At 67.6% G+C, this 19610-nt stretch carries 16 protein-coding genes, 1 tRNA gene and 1 pseudogene; 5 read left to right on the top strand and 13 right to left on the bottom strand.

All coding sequences use genetic code 11. The features are described 5' to 3' along the window. Positions 1–41: 41 nt before the first annotated feature. A complete protein-coding gene (locus IU459_RS11340; protein ID WP_195129454.1) occupies positions 42–977 on the top strand; it encodes a GlxA family transcriptional regulator in 936 nt (311 codons plus the stop codon). A gap of 92 nt (positions 978–1069) precedes the next feature. Here the strand turns inward: IU459_RS11340 and IU459_RS40045 are convergent. Continuing rightward, positions 1070–1192 (bottom strand): annotated as a pseudogene (locus tag IU459_RS40045) (hypothetical protein); the annotation flags it as partial. Next, positions 1161–1580, bottom strand: a complete 420-nt coding sequence (locus tag IU459_RS11330) for a nitroreductase family deazaflavin-dependent oxidoreductase (protein ID WP_195129453.1) — start codon at positions 1578–1580, stop codon at positions 1161–1163. The pseudogene IU459_RS40045 and the gene IU459_RS11330, both read right to left, overlap by 32 nt. Before the next feature lie 95 nt (positions 1581–1675). Between IU459_RS11330 and IU459_RS11325 the strand changes: the two genes are divergently transcribed. Next, positions 1676–2245 carry a TetR/AcrR family transcriptional regulator gene (locus IU459_RS11325; protein ID WP_440446481.1) on the top strand — a complete coding sequence of 190 codons (570 nt, stop codon included), beginning with the start codon at positions 1676–1678 and terminating at the stop codon, positions 2243–2245. A gap of 305 nt (positions 2246–2550) precedes the next feature. Here IU459_RS11325 and IU459_RS11320 read toward each other — a convergent pair whose 3' ends face one another. Then, the gene (locus IU459_RS11320) at positions 2551–2940 is read right to left on the bottom strand and encodes a VOC family protein (protein WP_195129451.1); all 390 of its coding nucleotides are present in this window, start codon (positions 2938–2940) and stop codon (positions 2551–2553) included. An 859-nt stretch (positions 2941–3799) separates the two neighbouring features. Here IU459_RS11320 and IU459_RS11315 point away from each other — a divergent pair. Further along, complete coding sequence (locus IU459_RS11315; protein WP_195129450.1) at positions 3800–5026, top strand: cytochrome P450; 1227 nt, start codon at positions 3800–3802, stop codon at positions 5024–5026. A 61-nt stretch (positions 5027–5087) separates the two neighbouring features. Then, entirely contained in the window at positions 5088–5678 is a 591-nt protein-coding gene (locus IU459_RS11310) for a TetR/AcrR family transcriptional regulator (RefSeq protein ID WP_195129449.1), read from the top strand. An 8-nt stretch (positions 5679–5686) separates the two neighbouring features. Here IU459_RS11310 and IU459_RS11305 read toward each other — a convergent pair whose 3' ends face one another. The 4 genes from IU459_RS11305 to IU459_RS11290 form a co-directional block, all read right to left on the bottom strand. Next, positions 5687–6922 carry an FAD-dependent monooxygenase gene (locus tag IU459_RS11305; protein ID WP_195129448.1) on the bottom strand — a complete coding sequence of 412 codons (1236 nt, stop codon included), beginning with the start codon at positions 6920–6922 and terminating at the stop codon, positions 5687–5689. A gap of 173 nt (positions 6923–7095) precedes the next feature. Next, on the bottom strand, positions 7096–8823 hold the full coding sequence (gene atzF / locus IU459_RS11300) for an allophanate hydrolase (protein ID WP_195129447.1): 1728 nt from the start codon (positions 8821–8823) through the stop codon (positions 7096–7098). Continuing rightward, positions 8824–12435, bottom strand: a complete 3612-nt coding sequence (gene uca, locus IU459_RS11295) for an urea carboxylase (protein ID WP_195129446.1) — start codon at positions 12433–12435, stop codon at positions 8824–8826. Between the two features lie 12 nt (positions 12436–12447). Further along, on the bottom strand, positions 12448–13155 hold the full coding sequence (locus IU459_RS11290) for a GntR family transcriptional regulator (RefSeq protein WP_195129445.1): 708 nt from the start codon (positions 13153–13155) through the stop codon (positions 12448–12450). Positions 13156–13335: 180 nt separating this feature from the next. Between IU459_RS11290 and IU459_RS11285 the strand changes: the two genes are divergently transcribed. Continuing rightward, entirely contained in the window at positions 13336–13794 is a 459-nt protein-coding gene (locus IU459_RS11285) for a hypothetical protein (protein ID WP_195129444.1), read from the top strand. Positions 13795–13802: 8 nt separating this feature from the next. Here the strand turns inward: IU459_RS11285 and IU459_RS11280 are convergent, their stop codons facing one another. From IU459_RS11280 to IU459_RS11255, 6 genes are all read right to left on the bottom strand, one after another. Further along, on the bottom strand, positions 13803–14531 hold the full coding sequence (locus IU459_RS11280) for an SDR family NAD(P)-dependent oxidoreductase (protein WP_195129443.1): 729 nt from the start codon (positions 14529–14531) through the stop codon (positions 13803–13805). 72 nt (positions 14532–14603) lie between these two features. Further along, a complete protein-coding gene (locus tag IU459_RS11275; RefSeq protein ID WP_195129442.1) occupies positions 14604–15182 on the bottom strand; it encodes a hypothetical protein in 579 nt (192 codons plus the stop codon). Positions 15183–15333: 151 nt separating this feature from the next. Then, positions 15334–15972 carry a Uma2 family endonuclease gene (locus tag IU459_RS11270; protein ID WP_195129441.1) on the bottom strand — a complete coding sequence of 213 codons (639 nt, stop codon included), beginning with the start codon at positions 15970–15972 and terminating at the stop codon, positions 15334–15336. 140 nt (positions 15973–16112) lie between these two features. Then, positions 16113–16186 (bottom strand) — tRNA-Pro (locus tag IU459_RS11265). A gap of 66 nt (positions 16187–16252) precedes the next feature. Continuing rightward, positions 16253–17434 (bottom strand): hypothetical protein, encoded by a 1182-nt coding sequence (locus tag IU459_RS11260; RefSeq protein ID WP_195129440.1) that lies wholly within the window; start codon positions 17432–17434, stop codon positions 16253–16255. 1085 nt (positions 17435–18519) lie between these two features. Beyond that, positions 18520–19482, bottom strand: coding sequence for a metallophosphoesterase (locus tag IU459_RS11255; RefSeq protein ID WP_195129439.1), 963 nt, complete (start codon positions 19480–19482; stop codon positions 18520–18522). Between the last annotated feature and the right edge of the window lie 128 nt (positions 19483–19610).

The raw sequence follows: 19610 nt of genomic DNA, 5'->3' as shown, positions 1-19610 counted from the left end.
TCAGGAGTGGCTCCAGTGCCACGAAACGCTAGCATCGGGCCATGTCAGCCGGGGTGGGGAAGCGGCGCGTCGCCGTTGTGGTGCCAGACAAGGTCGTCATGCTCGACGCCGCGATTCCGATCGATGTTTTCGGTTCCGACCCCAACTACGACCTTGTCGTGTGCCCGACATCGAGAAGTGCCCCCATCCCCTGGCTATCGGGTGAAACGATCACGCTGGATGTCCTGGCTGATGCCGACACAATCGTGATGCCCGGTTATGCCGGTTTCGACCGGACACCGCCAGATCCGCTCACGGATGCCCTCGGTCAGGCGCATTCGGGCGGCGCGCGGCTGGTATCGATCTGCACCGGAGCTTTCGCCTTGGCCGCCGCAGGACTGCTGGCCAACCGGCCGGCCACGACCCACTGGCGCGCCGCCGCCCTGCTACAAACCAGATATCCGGACATCGACGTGCAACCCGATCGGCTCTTCGTCGACGATGGTGACGTGCTCACCTCGGCAGGCGTCACCAGCGGGATCGATCTGTGCCTGCACATCATCCGCAAGGACTTCGGCGCAGCCGTAGCCAACGAGCGTGCCCGCGACCTTGTCGCGCCGCCGGTACGCGAAGGGGGCCAAGCGCAATACACGCGCCAGTTTCTCCCCACCGCCACCTCCAGCACCCTCGAGGAAACCCGCGCCTGGATGCTGGGAAAGCTGGACCACCCGCACACGCTCGATGAACTTGCTCGCCGATCGCACCTGTCGCGACGAACCTTCATCCGGCGGTTCCGCGACGAGACCGGAACCTCGACCCGCGCCTGGCTCACCGCCGCCCGCATCGACCGAGCTCGCGAGCTCCTCGAAACCACGGACCTCCCCGTAGACCGAATCGGATACCGCGTCGGGCTAGGCAGCCCGGCCAACACCCGCGCCGTCTTCAACCGCCATGTCGGGATCAGCCCTGGAAAATATCGCCGCCTCTTCAAAGGCTGAACCATCGCGCCCGAAGAAGGCGTGGACTCCGCTGATCTGCACGCGATGCTCGCCGCCGCCCGCAGGCGGTACAGATGCTCGTCCTGCCCCGGCCAAATCAAGGCTTCGAGCCAGCGCAGGTCGTCATCGCCGGTTACGCGTAAGGGGTTCAGGTCGACACAGGCGCTGAACGATGTTCGGAGTTCAGCGGGGGATGGGTGGGCCTGTCGGTGCATCCAGTTCGCGTACCACCTCGACGCTGAGGAATTCGGGAGCCTTGATCACTTTGCGAAGCATGAAGCGGATGAACGCCGGCATGTCGGTGGCGTTCTCGTCCCGGTAGACGCGGGGAGTGCCGACCGCATAGTGCCTGCGTCTGGTTTGTAGTTCACAGCCGTCAGCGGAGAGGACATTGCGCACCCAGTCCGCGTTCGATCCGTACGTCAGTGCGATCACGTAGCCATCTCCGCGGCGGAATGCCCACAGCGGTGTCCGGAAGATCCGGCCCGACTTGCGCCCGCGATGGATTACCACCGCCCACCCCGGCGCCCACGGGGCGATGAACTTGGTGACTCGATTGAGCCCGATCTTGTTGGCTCGGGCGATCCATCGTGGAGCCGGCATCAAAAATTCCTCACTCGTTGAGTTTTCTCTCTACAGCCTAAGAGCGGTTCGGCCGGAAAGTCAACGGCTGTAGAATTCTGGGCACTATGCCTCCGATGGGACGACGACCCGGCAAGACTGACACCCGAGATGTGCTCCTGGCGACCGCGCGCCGCAAGTTCGCCGAATTCGGTTACGACAAGACGACCGTGCGGGACATCGCGGCTGCGGCCGGAGTCGACCCGGCGCTGATCCGGCACTATTTCGGCAACAAGGCGGAACTGTTCCGCGCCACGATGGGATGGCCGTTCGAGCCCGCCGACGTCGCCGCACGGATAATCGACGGTGCGAGCGGAAGGATCGGTGATCGGCTGACACGGGTGTTCTTCGAGGCGTGGGAACAGCCGGAATCACGCGGCCCGCTGCTGGCGATCCTGCGCGGCGCGGCGACCCATGAGGAGTCCGCCGGTCTGGTGCGGCAGTTCATCCAGGGCCGGCTGTACCCGCAGCTCGCCTCCGCCCTGCCCGGTCCTGATGCCGAACTCAGGATCGATCTGGCGATGGCCCAACTGCTCGGCATCGCCTACCTCCGCCATGTCCTGAAGGTCGAGCCGGTCGCCTCGGAATCGGTCGAGGAGCTGATCGCGCGGGTCGCGCCGGTGGTCACGACGCATCTGAGCGGCTAGTCAGCGCGTCGAGGCGGCGTTCCGGCGGGAATCTACTGGCGAAGAAAAACGCCGCCAGGTCGCGAAACCTGACGGCGTTCAGCTGCCGGACGCCACGCCAACGTCACGACTCGGGTCGACGTCCCACAAGCGCCTCTCGGCGAGTGGTCGCTCGAAGCGACAAAGGGTGCGGCCCGGGGCTGTCCGGACGCCGACAGGGAGCTTCAACGACCGTTCGCCGGAACCTATTCCGCCGTGAATTCGTGATGCGCGCCACTACATGTGTTCGATGGGTTCGACGGTGCTGGCCATGCACCGACCGGGTGTTACTCGTTCGGCATTGACAAGGCCGACGCGGACGCCCGGGCGACGTCCATGTCGATCTCCTGGATCTGCAGCGTCACGCCGTCCGGATCGACGACCCGCAAGCTGCGACCGAAGTCCTCGTCGAAGATCTCGTAGTCGTAGCCCTGCTCGCGCAATCGGCTTGCGACCACTTCCAGCTTCTCGTCGGTCGCGAACCCGAGTTCGACCGATCCGGCCGGTCGTCCCTTCGACACCCTGAAATCGTGCAGTCCGACTGCCCCGGCATCGGTCGAAAGTTGAGCCCACACATCGACACTCGCATCGGAATCGAAGACGAGTCCGAGACCGGCGTAGAACTTCCGGCACGCTTCCACATCCGAGACGTACCTGATGGGCAGCACGGTCAGCATTGCTCACTCCTTCTTGGAACGGTTGCGACCGAGTGTGGACCGACATCGCACGCCGGGACCGTTTCCGTGGGGGATGCGCTGGGATCCGACACGTAACGCTGTCGATATGACGGATTCCGTCATTGTGACTATGGCCCGGCACCGAACGGATCGTGGTCGTCGTGCCACACGGGCAGGTCGGAACAGTGGCCCGATCGGTGGTGGGTTCACGCATGAGGCAAACCGAGGGCGACACCTGTCGGCGAAGTCTTCGAGCGGGAAGCTATGCGACGGTTGTAGTAGACCTGGCCGGGTGGGACGGCCAGGTTCGTTCAGTTACAGCAAGCCCCACCAGTAGAGCAGGCTGGCCAGAATCCAGACCACCACGGTTTCCATCGTCGCTCCCAATCTTCTTGGCGCACTTGTCTCCATCATCCCGCGATTGCGGCGGTGCGGCAGGAGCTTGCCGCGTCACCACTTGGTAACGCTCCGCTACCTGCGGATTCGATCTTGCAAGGTGTTCTTAAGGGTGCGCTAAGCCCGCGCTTGCATTCTTGGTCTCGCGGGGAAGCAAGCCGCCACCGGGGAGCGACCTGTCTCGAGGGGTGACAGGTCGGCCCTCGGAGGTGGTGTCCGCCGGGCCGGTCTACGAGGGGTGGCCGGCCCGGCGGACATAGGGTGCGGAGCGGTCGCTCGCGCTGGCTCTTCCTGAAGCTGACCGGCAACGAATCGGTCCTTGCGGCTGCCGAAGGTAACCCACGGGTGTGCGGCACCGAACCCGACGCGGGGAAGGGGATGGCCGGGCTGTGGTGAAGGTGATCGGCCCGGCTAACTGAAACCAGTTCTAGACAGTTTCAATATTTTGTCTTACCGTCGATACATGGCGAACCTTGCGTATCGGACGGCTCCCGTTTTCGAACTTCGTTCCGGCCCCAGTTGGGCGTCGCCGTGGGAGATGTACGCCGCGCTGCGCGAGCAGGACCCGGTGCATCACGTCGTCCCGGCCGCGCGACCGGAGAACGACTACTGGGTGCTCACCCGGCACGAGCACGTGTACGCGGCGGCGCGCGACAGCGAGACGTACTCCTCCCGCGACGGGCTCACCGTCGAATACGGCGAACTCGACGAACTCGGTCTCACCGGCAATCCGCCGCTGGTGATGCAGGACCCGCCGCGGCACACCGACTTTCGCAAGCTGGTCGCCAGCGGGTTCACGCCGCGCCAGGTGGAGGAGGTCGAACCGGTGGTCCGCCGATTCGTGCGCGACCGGCTCGACGACATAGCGGGCAACGGCGGCGGCGACATCGTCCAGCAGCTGTTCAAGCCGCTGCCCAGCATGGTCGTCGCGCACTACCTCGGCGTCCCTGCGCAGGACCGGGCGCGGTTCGACGGGTGGACCGACGCGGTCGTCGCGGGCAGCATCGACCGGACGAACACCCGAGCCCAAGCGGCGTCGGCGGAGATGATGGGCTACTTCGCCGAGCTGATCAAACGCCGCCGCACCGATCCCGGGGACGACACGGTGTCTCTGCTCGTTCGAGCGGGGATGGCCGCCGACGACGCGGACGTGCGCGGACTGGTCCAAATCCTGGCCTACACCTGGACCATGGTGGCGGGCGGAAACGACACGACGACGGGTCTGCTGGGCGGCGCGGTGCAATTGCTGCAACAGCATCCGGACCAGCGCGCCGCTCTTGCCGCCGATCCGGACCGGATTCGGGTCGCGGTGGAGGAGTTCGCCCGGCTGACGTCGCCGGTCCAGGGGCTGGCGCGAACCACCACGCAGGATGTGGAGCTGACCGGAAAGACGGTGCCCGCCGGGCGCAAAGTTCTGTTGGTGTTCGGGTCCGCCAACCGGGACGAGCAGGCGTTCGGCCCGAACGCCGCCACCCTCGACATAGACCGGAATCCGCAGCGCATCCTCACGTTCGGGCATGGGCCGCACCACTGCCTCGGCGCGGCCGCCGCCCGGATGCAGGCCCGCGTCGCGCTCGAGGAACTGCTCGACCGGTTCCCCGAGTACCTGGTCGACATCGACGCGGTCGAGTACGCGAACGGTCCCTATGTCCGCAGGCCGACCACCCTCCCGTTCCGGTGCACGGCATGAGCGGTCAGGCGTGGAGGCGCCAGCGAAGTGTGACCGCGGAGCCCTCCGGAAAGGACGTCGTATGAGTGGCGACTGGCTGGCCGACGGTCGCGCCGAGCTGGCCGGTGAGCGCATCCTCGACGCGGTCCGTGCGCTGTTCATCGACAAAGGGGTCAGCGGAGTGGGAATGGCCGAAGTCGCGGAGGTCGCGGGCTGTTCCAGGGCGACGCTGTACCGCTACTTCGAGAATCGACAGGCGCTCTACGTCGCCTTCGCAGGGCGCGAGGCGCGTCAACTGATCCAGCGGGTGTGGCGGGAACGGGCTGTCTCGGCGAGTGCGAAGCCGGAGGAGCAGCTGCTCGACACATTGACCGCGCTGCTCGCCGAGGTGCGCAAGACGCCGCATCTGGCGGTCTGGTTCGAACCGGCCAACGCGGGAATCGTTGCCCAGCTCGCGAATTCGCCGGGCGTGGTCGACGCACTCGCCACGGACTTCGTCGCCGGGTTCCGCCCCGAACTGTCCGCGTCCGCGGCCAAGCGTGTGGGCCAGTGGATGGTGCGCGCGATGGTATCGCTGCTGACTTTGCCCGGTGCGGGCGAAGACGACGAACGCGCTGTGCTGCGCACCTTCGTGCTGCCTTTCGTGCTCGATGGTCGGACGCTGATCGACTGACGGGGTGGTCAGCCGACGTTCACGGCGGAGTAGTCGGGCAGGTCGTAGGACTCGGTCTCGCTGATCATCCGTAGCAAAACCGGCCGCATCGGTTTCGACATCATCAGCTTGCTGAAGGCGTGCCCCGCGCGAATGCCGAAGCGGGTCTTGGGTGTCATGGCCTTCACCCCGCCCGGCTGCAACTTCTGCGCCTTCCGCACGAAGGGACGCAGAACCTCTTCGTAACGGGCCAAGCCGCGTCCAGGATCGGCTGCGTGCGCGGCGATCTCACCGGCGAGCACATACGCGCCGACCAGCGCCATAGCCGTCCCTTGGCCGGTCAGCGGCGAGCCGCAGTAGCCCGCGTCGCCGAGCAGCACCACGCGGCCCTGAACCCAGCTCGGCATGTCGATCCGCGCCAGCTCGTCGAAATAGAAGTCCGGGGCTTCGGTCATCGCCGCGACGATGCGGGCGGACTCCCATCCGCCACCGGCCAGCCGCTCGCGGATGAACTGCTGCTGCGCTTCGACGTCCCGGCGCAATGCGGGATTCGCCTCGGCGCGGATGACGACGAGCGCCTTGCAGGTGGCGGGGTCGGCATCGGGGCGCATGCCCAACCCGGTGGCTCCGACCAGAGAATGCATCGTGAACCAGTGCGGCTCCAGGTCTTCCGGTCGCGGCAGGGTGAAGAAAGACATGTATCCACCCAGGTAGGTGGTGAATTGCTGCTCGGGGCCGAACACCATGCGGCGGGTCGCGGAATGCAGGCCGTCCGCGCCGATCACGATGTCGAATCGCTCGGTGCCGCCGGAGGCGAACGTCACCTCGGCGCCAGCACCGTCCTGCTCGATCTCGGTGATCCACTCCCCGTAGCGGTAGTCGACGCCGCCCTCGGCGGCGAGTAGATCGAGCAGAACCTGATTGAGATCCCCACGGGTGATCTCGATTTCGGCGACCGCGCCCTTGCCGTCGAACAGTTCGGCGGGCATGCGCAGGATCTCGCGGCCCGCGTCGTCGACGTACTTCATGCCGCGCTCGTCGAGCTGATAGCTACGGATACCCGGCATCATCCCCATCCGCTCGGCCACCTCGCGGCTCGGCCCGCGCAGGTCGACGGCCTGCCCGCCGGGCCGCGGCGCTGCTGCCCGCTCCACGACGGTGGCCCGTATACCGGCCCTGAGCAGTTGCAGCGCAACGGCATTGCCGCCGATGCCGCCACCGGCGACGAGCACTCGGAGCTGGCTGCTTTCGGACTTGGCGCTCATGACTTCCTCGATTCCCACTGTGTTGTCCAAACGTCTCAGACATATGTCTAACACACATCTAGCACATTCGTCTAGTACAAATGTCTAAATCTCCGGGCATGCAAGCGAATGGCACATGGGCCGCGGTGAAGTCCGAGTGGACTCAACCACCATGTGCCACTCGCGGAGAGGAGTTATGCGCGGTGGTGGAGGTAGGTTCGCCAGCTGGCGTAGGGGGTGATGTCGAGGGCGGTACGTGCGGCGTCGTGGGTGCAGGTGAAACCGATGACGCTGCGGCCGTCGGCGAGGTCGATGCTGGTAAGCGCCATGGGAGCTGGGAGGTCTGCGAGGAAGCGGCCGAGCCCGGCCTCGGAGACGCGGAAGAGCTCTCCCGCGATCGGTGCGCCGAGGCCGGGTCCGTGACGCACCAGGCCCGGCTTGGGCGGTGTCGTGTCCAGCGCGGCAAGGCGGTAGGCGTCGGTGGTCCGGATCTCGCCCAGGAAGCGGGCGCCGAGCTGCTCGAGCTGGAAATGCAGCGGTTGCCCGCGCAGGTGCGCGCCGAAGACGGCGAGATCGACGCCACGATCGACCAGCAGCGGCGCGCTCTCGTCGCCGAGCAGGCGAGCGGCCAGATCTATGGCCACTTGGTCGGCGAAGGCCGGAGCGACCAGCATGACGCCGAACGGCGCACCGTCGGCGGTCGGTGCGCCGGGGATGGCGACAGCGGCCATATCCAGCAGATTGCAGAAGTTGGTGTAGGTGCCCATCCGCCGGTTGATACCGATCGGATCCGCTTGCACCGCCGCGATACTGGGGTGTTCGGTGGTGGTGGGCAGCAACAACGCGTCGAAGCCGTGCAGCAGGTCGGCGGCTGCCGCTTTGGCGTGGGCGAGCGTGTCGAGGTCGGCCGCGAACGCGGGGCCGGTCTTTTCCCGCGCCGCGCCGATAATGGCGGCGACCGTGGGGTCGGCGCCCGCCGGTGCGGTGTCCAGGAACGCGCCGACCGCCGCATAGCGTTCCGCGACGATCCCGCCGTCATAGAGCAGCAGCGCGGCGTCGAGCAGGACGGAGATATCGATCTCTTCGGTTTTCGCGCCCGTCTCGGCAACCCCGGCGACGGTGCGAGCGAACGCCTCCCGATACGGCTCGCTCAGCGCGGCCAAGTCCTCGGCGCGCGGCACGGCGATGCGCGGCGCGAGCGGAGCCGACAGCCGGACATCGGCGGGCCAGGTCCGGCTGCGCGGGTCGCGCGGCTCCGGCCCGCTCATCACCGCGGCGGCGGTCACGGCCAGATCCAGGTCGGCGGCGAACACCGTGACGGCGTCGTAATCCGCACAGGCGGGTACGGTTCCGTGCGCCGGGATGACGCCCAGCGTCGCCTTGATGCCGACGATCCCCTGCAGCGCGGCGGGCACCCGCCCGGAACCCGCCGTGTCGGTGCCGATACCGAGGTCCGCGACGGCGAGCGCCACCGCCGCCGCGGACCCCGAGCTCGACCCGCCGGACACCAGATTCGGGTCGAGAGCGTTGCGCACCGGGCCGTATGGACTGCGCGTCCCGACCAGGCCGGTGGCGAACTGGTCCAGGTTCGTCTTGCCCAGCACGAGCGCACCCGCCGCGATCAGCCGCTCGATCGCCGCCGCGGTCACCTCCGGGTTGTAGGCGAATTCGGGACAGGCCGCGGTCGTCGGCAGACCGGCCACATCGATGTTGTCCTTCACCGCCACCAGCACCCCGGCCAGCGGCAACGTCGCACCGGCCGCGAGCCGCTCGGCGACCACGGCCGCTTCCGCGGTGACCTCGCCTTCCGGCCGCAGCGTGATCCACACCTCCGGACGATCCACCTCGGCTATCCGCCGGTAGGCGGCCGCGACCCGTTCGACGGGGTCGGCCGCCGTGCTGCCTAGGACGCCTGGGGGCATTCAGTCGACTCCGATCACTACAAGTGGTGTGCCCGGTTCCACCTTGGCGCCGGGGGCCGTCAATACCTTCAGCACGGTGCCGTCGCCAGGGCTGTGCACCGGTAATTCGAGTTTCATCGCCTCCAGCACGGCGACCGGCGCACCGGCCGTGAGTCGTTGTCCCGCTTCGACTTCCACCCGCCAGACATTGCCGATCATCGGTGCGGTCACCACGGTCGCGTCCGCGGGCAGGCCGGCCAGTGGATCGTCGATCGGTGCGGCGACGGGTGCGACGGTGGTGCGCTCGAATTCGCCCGCCGCGCGCCACGCCGCCTTCTCCGCCTCGAACGCGGCGGTCTGCCGGGCTTCGAACTCGGCGATGGAGTCGGCCTCGGTACGCAGCATTCGCACATGGTCGGCGAGGGCGAAGGCGCCGTCGCTCACTTCCGCGTCGAACCGGCCCGCTTCGGCCGCCGCCCGGTACTCGAGCAGTTGCTCCGGGCTCACCGGTTCCCAGACGATGCGATCGAAGAACCGGAACAGCCAAGGCGTGCCAGGTTCGAACGGCGCGGACTGCCGGTAGCTCGACCAGATCGGCACGGTGCGGCCGATCAACTGGTAGCCGCCCGGCGAGGCCATCCCGTAGACACACAGGTATTTGCCGCCGATGCCGACGGCGTCGGAGGGCGTCCAGGTCCGGGCCGGGTTGTATTTCGTGGTGACCAGGCGGTGGCGCGGATCGAGCGGAACCGCCAGCGGCGCACCGAGATACACGTCACCCAGACCCAGCACCAGGTATTCGGCGTCGAATACGGTGGTGCGCACGTCCTCGACGCTGTCGAGCCCGTTGACGCGACGAATGAACTCGACGTTCGACGGCAGCCAGGGCGCGGTATCGCGCACGCCGCTGCGGTAGCGGTCGATCGCCTCGGCGATGGACGGGTCGTCGAACGACAGCGGTAGCCGGATAGTGCGGCTCGGCACCACGAGTTCGGTGGTGGCGGGTGAGTCGAGTTCGAACTCGGCCAGCGTGCCGAGCAGCCGATACCGCGGTAGCACCGCGGGATCGAAGTGGATGTGCAGCGATCGGACGCCCGGGGTGACGTCGAGAATGCCGGGTAACCCGGCGGCCGCGAGTGCTTCGGCCAGCGCGTGCACCCGCATGCGCAATCCGAGATCGAGCACCATCTCGCCGTATTCGACCAGGACGTTGTCGTCCCCGCCGCGCAGGTAGCGCACGCGCGGACGGTCTGAGGACGCCTCGACGCCGCCCAAGATGCCGCGATCGGCAAGGGCTGCGATGGAATCGGGAACGAGGTCGGGCACGCGGCTGCCGTTGGCCGAGCGCAATTCGGCCGCTTTGTCGTCGTCGACCGGCACGAACCGCACCGTGTCACCGGGACGGAGCTGGCCGAGTCGCCAGCGATGCGCGGACACCACCGTCAGCGGGCAGGCGAAGCCGCCGAGACTCGGTCCGTCGGGGCCGAGCAGGATCGGCGTGTCGCCGGAGACGTTCAGCGCGCCGACGCTGTAGGGGTTGTCGTGCAGGTTGGACGGGTGCAGCCCGGCCTCGCCGCCGTCGGTGCGCGACCAGGCCGGTTTCGGGCCCTCCAGGCGGATGCCGGTGCGGTTCGCGTGGCTGCCGACCCGCCACGGATGCGTGCAGAACTGGGTCATGTCGGCGTCGGTGAAGTACGCGGGCGCGGTCTGCGGTCCCACGCCGACGGCGAGCCGCCAGTCGTGGGTGAATTCCGGCCGCTCGCCCGGCGGCACAGTGGCAGGCGCGCCGAGCGCGTCGCCCGTGATCCGGGCGATGCCGAGTACGTCGCCGGTGGCTATCGCTTTTCCGGTGACACCGCCGAATCCGCCGAGTGTGAAGGTGGCGGCGCTGCCGTGATACAGCGGAGCGTCGATACCGCCGCGCACCGCCACATAGGTGCGCAGACCGGTGTCGGAGGGCGCGCCGATATCGAGCACGGCACCGGCGGGCACGGTGATTGGCTCCCACATGTCCACGGGGCTGCCGTCGACAGTCACGGGGGCCGGCGCACCGGTTACGCACACGATGGTGGTGTCGGCGAAGCGCAATTGCGGCCCGTGCAACGTGCATTCGAGCGCGGGGACGCCGATCGGATTGCCGACCGCGGTGTTGGCGAGGCTGAAGGAGAGGTCGTCCATCGGGCCGGACGGCGGAATGCCGACTTCCCACAAGCCGATTCGGCCCGGATAGTCCTGCACCGTGGTCGTCGTCCCGCCGCGCAGCACATCGATGCGATGCCCGGTCGGGCGGATCTCGGCCAGCGTGGTCGTGGTGTGCTCGGTGCGCTGAACTCGGGCGTCGTCCGCCGCCTGACGCAGTTGCGGCAGATTCGTCTGGACGCCGTAGATCCGCGTCGTGCCGAGCGCGGCGCGCAACGCGGCGAAGGCGTCCGCGCGGTCCGCGCCGGAGCTGATCACCTTGGCCAGCAGTGGGTCGTAGTACGGGCTGACCTCTGAGCCGGTCTCGACCCAGGTGTCGACCCGGGCGGCGGCCGGGAACTGCGCGGACGTCACCAGACCCGCGCTGGGCCGGTAATCGTGCCCGGGGTCCTCCGCGTAGACGCGAGCCTCCACGGCATGGCCCGTGATCGGCGGCCCGCTCTCGGGCAGTTCGTCCACCATCGAGGTATCGCCGCCCGCCAGCCGGAGCATCCATTCCACCAGGTCGACTCCGGTGACCGCTTCGGTGACCGGATGCTCGACCTGCAGGCGGGTGTTCATTTCGAGGAAGGAGGCGGTGTCGTGGTCGGCGTCATAGACGAACTCGACCGTCCCCGCCGACCGGTAGTCGACCGATCGGGCGAGTTCTCGTGAAGCGGCGAGCAAGCGCTCCGACAGTTCCGCGCTGAGTCCAGGTGCGGGAGCCTCCTCGATCACCTTCTGGTTGCGGCGTTGCAGCGAGCAGTCCCGGGTTCCGAGACTGACCACCCGGCCGTGGCCGTCGCCGAACACCTGCACCTCGACGTGCCTGGCCCGCGCCACGAAACGCTCCAGGAAGACGCCGGTCGAGCTGAAGTTCGCCGCCGCGAGGCGCTGCACACGCCGGTAGGCGGCGCGCAGCTGGTCCGGGCCGAAGCATGCCTGCATGCCGATGCCGCCGCCTCCGCCGACCGCCTTCAGCATCACGGGGAAGCCGATCCGCTCCGCCTCCGCCACCGCGTGATCGGCCGAATCGAGCAGGCCGCTGCCCGGGATGAGCGGCACGCCGATCACATGTGCCTTCGCCCGCGCGGTGTGTTTGTCACCGAAGACGCGCAGCTGTTCCGGAGTGGGTCCGACGAATGCGATCCCCGCCGCATCCACCGCGGTGGCGAAATCCGCGTTCTCCGAGAGAAATCCGTAGCCGGGATGGATGGCGCCCGCACCGGTCGACAGCGCCGCTTCGATCACCGCGTCGGCCCGAAGATAGGACTCCGCCGCGGGGCTCGGCCCCAAGCGCACGGCCACGTCCGCCATTTCGACGTGCGCGGATCCCACGTCGGCGTCGGAGTACACGGCGACCGTCTTCAAGCCGAGCGTCCGTGCGGTGCGCATGATGCGGCAGGCGATCTCCCCGCGATTGGCGACGAGTACGGTGTCGAATTCCAGACTCACTGCTGCTCCCCGCTAATCGGTGGCCAGCGACATCGCCGCGATCGCGCGCGTGACGCGTTCGAGCACCACGTCCAGCGACTCGCCGATGTGCCTGTGCAGCAGCCGGTAGGCCAGTGGGAGATCGTCCGCCAGCACCGCTTCGAGAATGCCGAGATGCTCGGCGATGGTGGTCTCGATCCGGTTGTTGACCATGAAGTCGTACATCCGAACATGGCGGATGCGCGAGTTCACCGCTTTCAGGGCACGCACCATCTCGGTGTTGCCCGCGGCCGTGAGCAGCGTGACGTGGAATTCCTCGTCGCGCACCACGAAACCCGGTTCTTGTTCCGGAGGATCGGCGCGCAGTTCCAGCCACGCGGCGCGTTCGGATTCCAGCAGTTCCCGGTCGTGGCTGACCGCCGGGTTGGTCATGGCGCGCTGTAAACCGCCCAGTTCCAGGGTGATTCGCAGCTCATACAGGTCACGAATCAGCGGAATGCTCGGCCGCACCGGGCTGAAGCCGTATTCTTCCCGTTGCAGCAAGCCGTCCGAGCACAAGACGGTCAGGGCTTCGCGAATCGGTGTGCGCGAGATGCCGAACCGCGCCGAGAGTTTCGGCTCGGTCAGGCGTTCGCCGAACTTGATGTCCCCATTCATGAGTTCGCTGCGCAAGGCCGCGTACACCACGTCGCGCAGCGGTTTGCCTGCCGCGTCCGCCAGAGTCGCTATCCGTGTCGACATGGCTGTATACGCTATTGACCTCGGATGTCGATGACGTGTCCGTAGGTTATCGCCGCGTTAGCGTCTCCTCACCGCGCCTGTCGCGGCGCTGTGCCGGGGGGCCGATGGCGCGAAACGGAATCCGGCGCCGGACCGACAGAGTTATCGGGTCGGTCAGCGAATTCACCAAGGAGAGAAGGCATGAAGCGCAGCACGAAGTTCGCCGGAGCACTCGCCGCCGCGGCCGTCGCGCCGCTCATCGCGGCCGGGAACGCCCAGGCCGACGCGGGCACGGTCTATTTCGCGGCGGGCAGCACGAACTGCGCGATCTTCGGAGACGGGTCCGTGGGATGCGATTTCGGCTACCCGCTGTTCCTGAGCTACCGCGTGGGCGACACCTACCTTCCGATGCCGGTGAAAGTCAGCGAAATGGTGATCGACCAGCCCTGGCTGCCCGCGCATCCCACCTTCGACCCCGGCACGCCGTACACACTGCCGGGCGGCAACCCCAGCATCTACGACGTGAAGACCGGCTCGGGCCAGTGGGGGCCGATCATCGAGCACGCGGGCTCGACGTGTGCGGTGGGATTCCACGGGAGCTTCACCTGCCAGGCGAAGGGGCGCGGTTTCAGTGCCTTCGGTGGGAACGTCGTCGCGTAATCGGCCGTCTACCGCGGCGCCTGGGCGGCCCCGCCCAGCCGGATGGCCTGCGCCGTCACCGTGCTCGCCGCTTCGCCGGCCAGGTAAGCCACGACGGCGGCGGGCTCGGCCGGATTCATGGCGGCGATGGCGGTCTCGAGCTCCGCATTGTCGGTGGTGCCGACGCCATGACTGATCGTGTTGACGGTGATCCGCCGCGGTACGAAGTCCGGTGCCACGGCCTGGCCGAGTTGCTCGACCGCGCCCCGGGTCGCGTCGTAGACCGCGCCGCCCGGGTTCGGGGAGTCGCAGACGGTGACGATCCGGCCACCCTCGGCGAGGTGCTGCGCGGCCAGCTGCATCCCGTGGAACACGCCCCGCACCGTCGCGGCGAATCCTGTGTCGAACGCGTCCGCGCTGACCTGCGTGAACGGCACGGCCTCCGGCACCGCCGCGGTGTGGACCAGCAGGTCCCACCTGCCGCAGTCCTCGAGCACCACCTCCACCAACTCCTGATACTCGGCGCGGTCGGCGACGTCCGCCGCCAACGCGAGCGCCGCACCACCGGCGGAGGTGATCTCCTTGACCACGTCCGCCGCCCACTCCGGTATATGCGGATTGTGGACCACTACCTGAGCCCCTTGAGCCGCAAGCGTTTTCGCGATTTTCTTACCTATTCCGGTGTGGGCCTCCGTGACCAGCGCGGTTTTCCCGGCTAGCGGTTTGTCTGCGGGCGCACTATCGACCGGCTCGCTCATTTGCCGACCTTCCGTCGATCGCTGGAGTACTGATTCAGCGATGGTAATTCCCGCAGATCATCTGACGACGCCTTACGAAGGACTATCGATCATCATCGTGTCGGATTCGTCGGCGGTGCCGAGTGCCCGCAGTGGCTGGGGAGCGGGAAGTGCGGTATGAATGCCCAGGTCGGGTCGCGCGCAGGCGTAGAAACGGTCCCTGGCGTCCGATGCTCGGGCCAGCGCTTGACGTATGGTCTCGGCGGAAGCCGCGTCATCGTTGTGGAGTACGCGCAATTCCCAGACCTTTTGCTGCCAGTCGCGTGCCGCCTCGACGGTGGGCCCGTCAGCGAGCAGCAGTATCGACTCCAGGAGGTCGGCACGCGTGTCCTCGGCCGCCGCCAGCAGTGGCCAGCCTTCCTCCACCGGCAACGTTTCATGCCCGGGCCAAAGGTCGGGATGCTTTGTGGCAGCCATCTTTACATGCAGCCGGATCTCCCGTTTGATCGCGGCCGCGAACGCTACGTAGGCCTCATGCCGCGCACTGTCCCAGCGAGTCGCATGATTCCGGTTCCATTGCAAGCGGTCCTTGCGGACATTGAAGTAGTAGCCGATCCAGGCCGAGGTCGCACCGGTGACAACCGCGATCGCCGCACTGTAGATGGCAAGCACCACCTGAGCGTACGTACTGGGCCGCGCATTTCCCGAATGTGCTGGTGGGCAAGCGGATTGGGATGCCGCCGAGTAACCGCCACTCGCCTCCGGCGCCGGGACTGTCGAAGCCGCGATCTATTCGTCCCGAGCAAGTGCGCTGACGGCAGGATCAGTCGACGCCGACGTTGAGGTCTTCCCAAGTGATCCGCACATCCAATGGGCTCAACGTTTCGATGGCAGCGGCGAACGGTTTCGTACGGGTTCGATGGCCGTCGGAGAAGTACTTTCCATCGGAGTTCAGGGTCAGCATCTCGACCGAGATCGCGGGGCCATCGTCATTGGCCATGCGGACGATCCAGTAGTGCTGAATACCGAAGCGCGCATATTCTGCCCGCTTGTCGATCATGTCCGCCGTAACGGTGGTGGGCGAGACCACCTCGACGACCAGGAGGGTATCGGCGATGGTCGGCTTTCGTTTCCAGCGCCCGCGGGATTCGTTGATGCAGTGGTAGACGATGACGTCAGGCCGCTTGAAATGGTACGGAACCTCCGAGACGAGCATGTCGACGTCGTGGTTGACCCGCAGGCACGGTTCTGCCGATGACCGTTTTTCGTTGGCATCTCGCAGCGCCCGCTCGATGTTGTACGCGATCGCATTGTGATTGGGGGAGGCGGACTCGCAAAAGACGATCATCCCGTCCTTGACCTCTATGGCGCGGGACACGTCCTCAGGCATGGACAGATAGGTGTCCATGTCGATGGGGAAGGTATAGGTCTTGAGTGGAGACCAGTCGAACGCATCCGACACGGTGATCCGTCCTTCAGTGGGTAGGCGCTGCCATCGTAAGGCACAGCCGACCTCGGATGTGCCGACGAGCGGGTCCAAGGAAACAGAACGGCTCCCAGCCGGTGGAGGCTGGGAGCCGTGTCGTGTCTCAACCACACGAGTCGGGGTGACAGGATTTGAACCTGCGACCTCTTCGTCCCGAACGAAGCGCGCTACCAAGCTGCGCCACACCCCGTGAAGCGAACCTGGAGTAGCTTACAACAGCGGGGGGTGAGACGTTAAACCGGCAGGTCAGTCAGCCTTATAGGGGGCGGATGCTGGTGCAGATGCGCTTGGCGGTTTCGGCGTCGAGAGCGCGCGGAACGCCGGTGTCGGCGGCGATCACCATGACGAAGGTTCCGCTGTCGGTGGGGTAAGCGGCGGTGTAGATGGAGTACGCCGTCGCGCAGCCCGGCTTGGCCTCGGTGACGGTGCCGGTGGTCTCCACGAACACACCGTGCTGGGATCCGTCCAGCGACGCCAGTGGCACGGGCGCGCCGGGTGTGCCGCCCGGGGTGCCCTGGTATGCGAGTGCGGCGGTCTTGGTGCCCAGTTCGATTGCCGCGCGGGCCGGATCGGTGGTGTCCGAGCCGGTGAGGAAGGCGACCGTGCGGGTCGAGCCAGGGCAATAGCCCTTGCCCTCGCTGGCATAACCCTTGCCCGCGACGGTGTCGGGTGGGTGGCCGAAGCCGCCGATGGTTTCCTGCGGAGCGATGGTCCACCCGGCGGGCACGTCGTAGGCGGCGCCGTTGCTGGGCGCCGGGACCACCTGGAAGCCGGGGATGAGCGGGGTCTTGCCGTTCGCCGGGCCCGCAGTGGTCGTCGGCGGCGCGCTCTTGGTGGCCGGTGCGGGCGATCCCGTCGAGGTGAGCGCGCTCACCAGCGCGGGGGAGTCGTCCTGGGCGGAATCGCTCGATTCCCGCTTGGTCAGCGCCACGGCGCCCACCGCGATACCGGCTACGAGCAGCACGACCAACCCGGCCAGCAGCAGCGTCTTACCTCGGCCGCTCCCGCGCGGGCGGTGGTAGGGCGGCGGTCCACCGGACCCGCCGTACGGGCCGTAGCTGGGCTGGTACTGCTCGCGCGGGGGAGTGCCGTGGGCTCCCGGCCCGTCTGCCGGTCGCCATTGGTAGTTCTGCTGCGCGAACCGATCGGCGGTCGGGTGCCGGAGCACGACCGCGCCACCCCCTTCCGGCTCGGGACCCGAGTTCGGGCTGCCGAAGGGCGCGGGTTGGTCGAACGCGCCCACTGGGCGAGCCAGCATGGTCGGATCCGCCTGCGGCGGCCACTGCCCGGACGACGCGTCCTCGCCGAGGGAGCGCGCAAGCATCGTCGGATCGTTGCGGCCGGTCGAATCCGGCTCCGGGTGCGGGCGGCCGTCACCCAGCCGGGCGATCATCGTGGGATCGGCCGTGCTCGGTGCCGAAGCACTATTCGGTGGCATGACGGGAGCGCCCTGAGCTGCAGACCACTCCGGCAGCGCGGGTTGTCCATGCGGCGGCCATTGCGAACTCGGGTCAGGCAGGCGCGGCGCGGGTTGCCCGTGCGGCTGCCACTGCATGGCCGGGTCGGGCTGGGGATTCGGCTGCCCCGCGCCAGATTGTCGGCGCTCGCTTCCGTCACCGGAGGTACCTGGCTGCCATTGCATAGTGGGATCGCTCTGCGCCGTCGATCCGGACCCGGTTTGATTCGGGTGACCTAGTTGCTGTGCGTCCGGCGATTGTCCCGCGTTCCCCGCGGCTCCGTGGTAACCGGCTGGCTGCCAGGGAAAGGACGGTGCGGGTCCGTCACCCGTCGCGTGCGAACCGGGCCACCGCGACGCCGGGGGATACCCCGCCTGCTGGAATCCGCCCGTGCTCGGCCGCCACTGCTCCGAATCATGGGCGGAACCTTGTTCATTCGCGTCACGCCGCCATGGAGTGACAGGGCGCGCGGGTTCGTTCACTCCAGGTGGCCGGCTGCCGGTCGGCTGCCATTGCGAAAACGGTTGCGGTCCTTCGGATGGTGCGACCGGATGCGCTCCGGAGGCCGGACGCCGCGCGGCATCGGGATCGTCATGCGCGGGGTGAGGGTCGAAATGCGGTGCGCCGAACGGCTGTTGCCGGGGAGTCCGGGGCGCAGCGGGCCGCCCGAGAACCGTCGGGTCGTCGCGCCGGTCGTCGAATTCGCTCACGACTGCGCCTCGCTGGCGCTCGGCTCCGTCGTGCGCGAGGGCGCGCTGTATTCTCGGTTCACTCGCTGGCGCTCGCTCACGACTGCGCCTCGCTGGCGGTCGGCTCCGTCGTGCGCGAGGGCGCGCTGTGTTCTCGGTTCACTCGCTGGCGCTCGCTCACGACTGCGCCTCGCTGGCGGTCGCTCCGTCGTGCGCGAGGGCGCGCTGTGTTCTCGGTTCACTCGCTGGCGCTCGCTCACGACTGCGCCTCGCTGGCGGTCGCTCCGTCGTGCGCGAGGGCGCGCTGTGTTCTCGGTTCACTCGCTGACGCTCGCACACAGTTTTCCCCTACCTGACACAGCTCTTGGCAGGGGACCTTAGCGGGCGACGGCCTCCGATGCCGACACACCCTGGCCCGTGTCTGCTCCCGGCCGTTTCGGTGGCGCGGCGACCAACGTCAACAGGGTTGCCTCCGGACGGCAGCAGAATCGGTAAGGTGCCCACGGCGAGGTACCGACGCCCGCGGAGACGTGCAGCTGAGTGTGCTCGCCCCACTTCGACGGACCCTTCACCCGGGACCGGTCGATTCCGCAGTTGGTGACCAGGGCGCCGTAGCCGGGCAGGCACAGCTGGCCGCCGTGCGTGTGTCCGGCCAGCACCAGGTCGTATCCGTCCTCGGCGAAGCGGTCCAGCACCCGCGGCTCGGGCGAGTGGGTGAGTCCGATCCGCAGGTCGGCCATCGGATTCGGGGCGCCTGCGATGGTGTCGTAGCGGTCGCGCTGCAGGTGCGGGTCGTCCACACCGGCGGTGGCGATCCGGATACCGGCCACCTCGAGGTCGCGACGCACATGCGTCAGGTCGAGCCAGCCGCGCTCGGTGAAGGCCGCGCGCAGGTCCTTCCACGGCAGTGGCGCACCGAAGGTCCGGCGGTGGTCCTTCTTGAAGTACTTCAGCGGGTTCTTGGCCACCGGCGCGAAGTAGTCATTGCTGCCGAAAACGAAAAGGCCAGGGCGGGAAAGCAATCCGCCGAGGGCCTGAACCACCGCGGGCACCGACTTCTGGTGCGACAGGTTGTCGCCGGTGTTGATCACCAGATCCGGTTCCAGCCGGTCCAGCTCCCGCAACCACTGCTGCTTGAGCTTCTGCCCCGGCATCATGTGCAGGTCACTGAGATGCAGCACCCGCAGCGACGACGACCCCGGCGCCAGCACTGGCATGGTCGCCTCCCGGAGGATGAAGGCGTTGCGTTCGACCAGCGAGGCGTAGCCGATTCCGGCTACCGCGGCCCCGGCGGCTCCCAGTGCGGTCGTGCGTACAGCAGAGGTCGAGATCACGGGCATTTGCCCAGCATAGGTGACCTCGCTCGGGAGCGCCGAGTGTGTTTCGGCACAAGCGCCCAGTTCGGGCCCGGGAAATCGGACGCCGCGGCAAATGTAGTGTGACCGCCGCGCCGAAGCGGCTACCGTGA

It is taken from the genome of Nocardia amamiensis, assembly GCF_015477605.1.
GTDB classification, from domain to species: Bacteria; Actinomycetota; Actinomycetes; order Mycobacteriales; family Mycobacteriaceae; genus Nocardia; species Nocardia amamiensis_A.
This window is presented reverse-complemented; position numbering and strand designations above follow the sequence as displayed.

What these genes read in the sequence shown, in the direction of transcription:
- IU459_RS11315 (WP_195129450.1), top strand. Translation starts at nt 3,800, where the DNA reads ATGGCGAACCTTGCGTATCGGACGGCTCCCGTTTTCGAACTTCGTTCC.
- IU459_RS11330 (WP_195129453.1), bottom strand. Translation starts at nt 1,580, where the DNA reads ATGCCGGCTCCACGATGGATCGCCCGAGCCAACAAGATCGGGCTCAAT.
- IU459_RS11310 (WP_195129449.1), top strand. Translation starts at nt 5,088, where the DNA reads ATGAGTGGCGACTGGCTGGCCGACGGTCGCGCCGAGCTGGCCGGTGAG.
- IU459_RS11340 (WP_195129454.1), top strand. Translation starts at nt 42, where the DNA reads ATGTCAGCCGGGGTGGGGAAGCGGCGCGTCGCCGTTGTGGTGCCAGAC.
- IU459_RS11290 (WP_195129445.1), bottom strand. Translation starts at nt 13,155, where the DNA reads ATGTCGACACGGATAGCGACTCTGGCGGACGCGGCAGGCAAACCGCTG.
- IU459_RS11280 (WP_195129443.1), bottom strand. Translation starts at nt 14,531, where the DNA reads ATGAGCGAGCCGGTCGATAGTGCGCCCGCAGACAAACCGCTAGCCGGG.
- IU459_RS11260 (WP_195129440.1), bottom strand. Translation starts at nt 17,434, where the DNA reads ATGCCACCGAATAGTGCTTCGGCACCGAGCACGGCCGATCCCACGATG.
- IU459_RS11285 (WP_195129444.1), top strand. Translation starts at nt 13,336, where the DNA reads ATGAAGCGCAGCACGAAGTTCGCCGGAGCACTCGCCGCCGCGGCCGTC.
- IU459_RS11325 (WP_440446481.1), top strand. Translation starts at nt 1,676, where the DNA reads ATGGGACGACGACCCGGCAAGACTGACACCCGAGATGTGCTCCTGGCG.
- IU459_RS11255 (WP_195129439.1), bottom strand. Translation starts at nt 19,482, where the DNA reads ATGCCCGTGATCTCGACCTCTGCTGTACGCACGACCGCACTGGGAGCC.
- atzF (WP_195129447.1), bottom strand. Translation starts at nt 8,823, where the DNA reads ATGCCCCCAGGCGTCCTAGGCAGCACGGCGGCCGACCCCGTCGAACGG.
- IU459_RS11320 (WP_195129451.1), bottom strand. Translation starts at nt 2,940, where the DNA reads ATGCTGACCGTGCTGCCCATCAGGTACGTCTCGGATGTGGAAGCGTGC.
- IU459_RS11305 (WP_195129448.1), bottom strand. Translation starts at nt 6,922, where the DNA reads ATGAGCGCCAAGTCCGAAAGCAGCCAGCTCCGAGTGCTCGTCGCCGGT.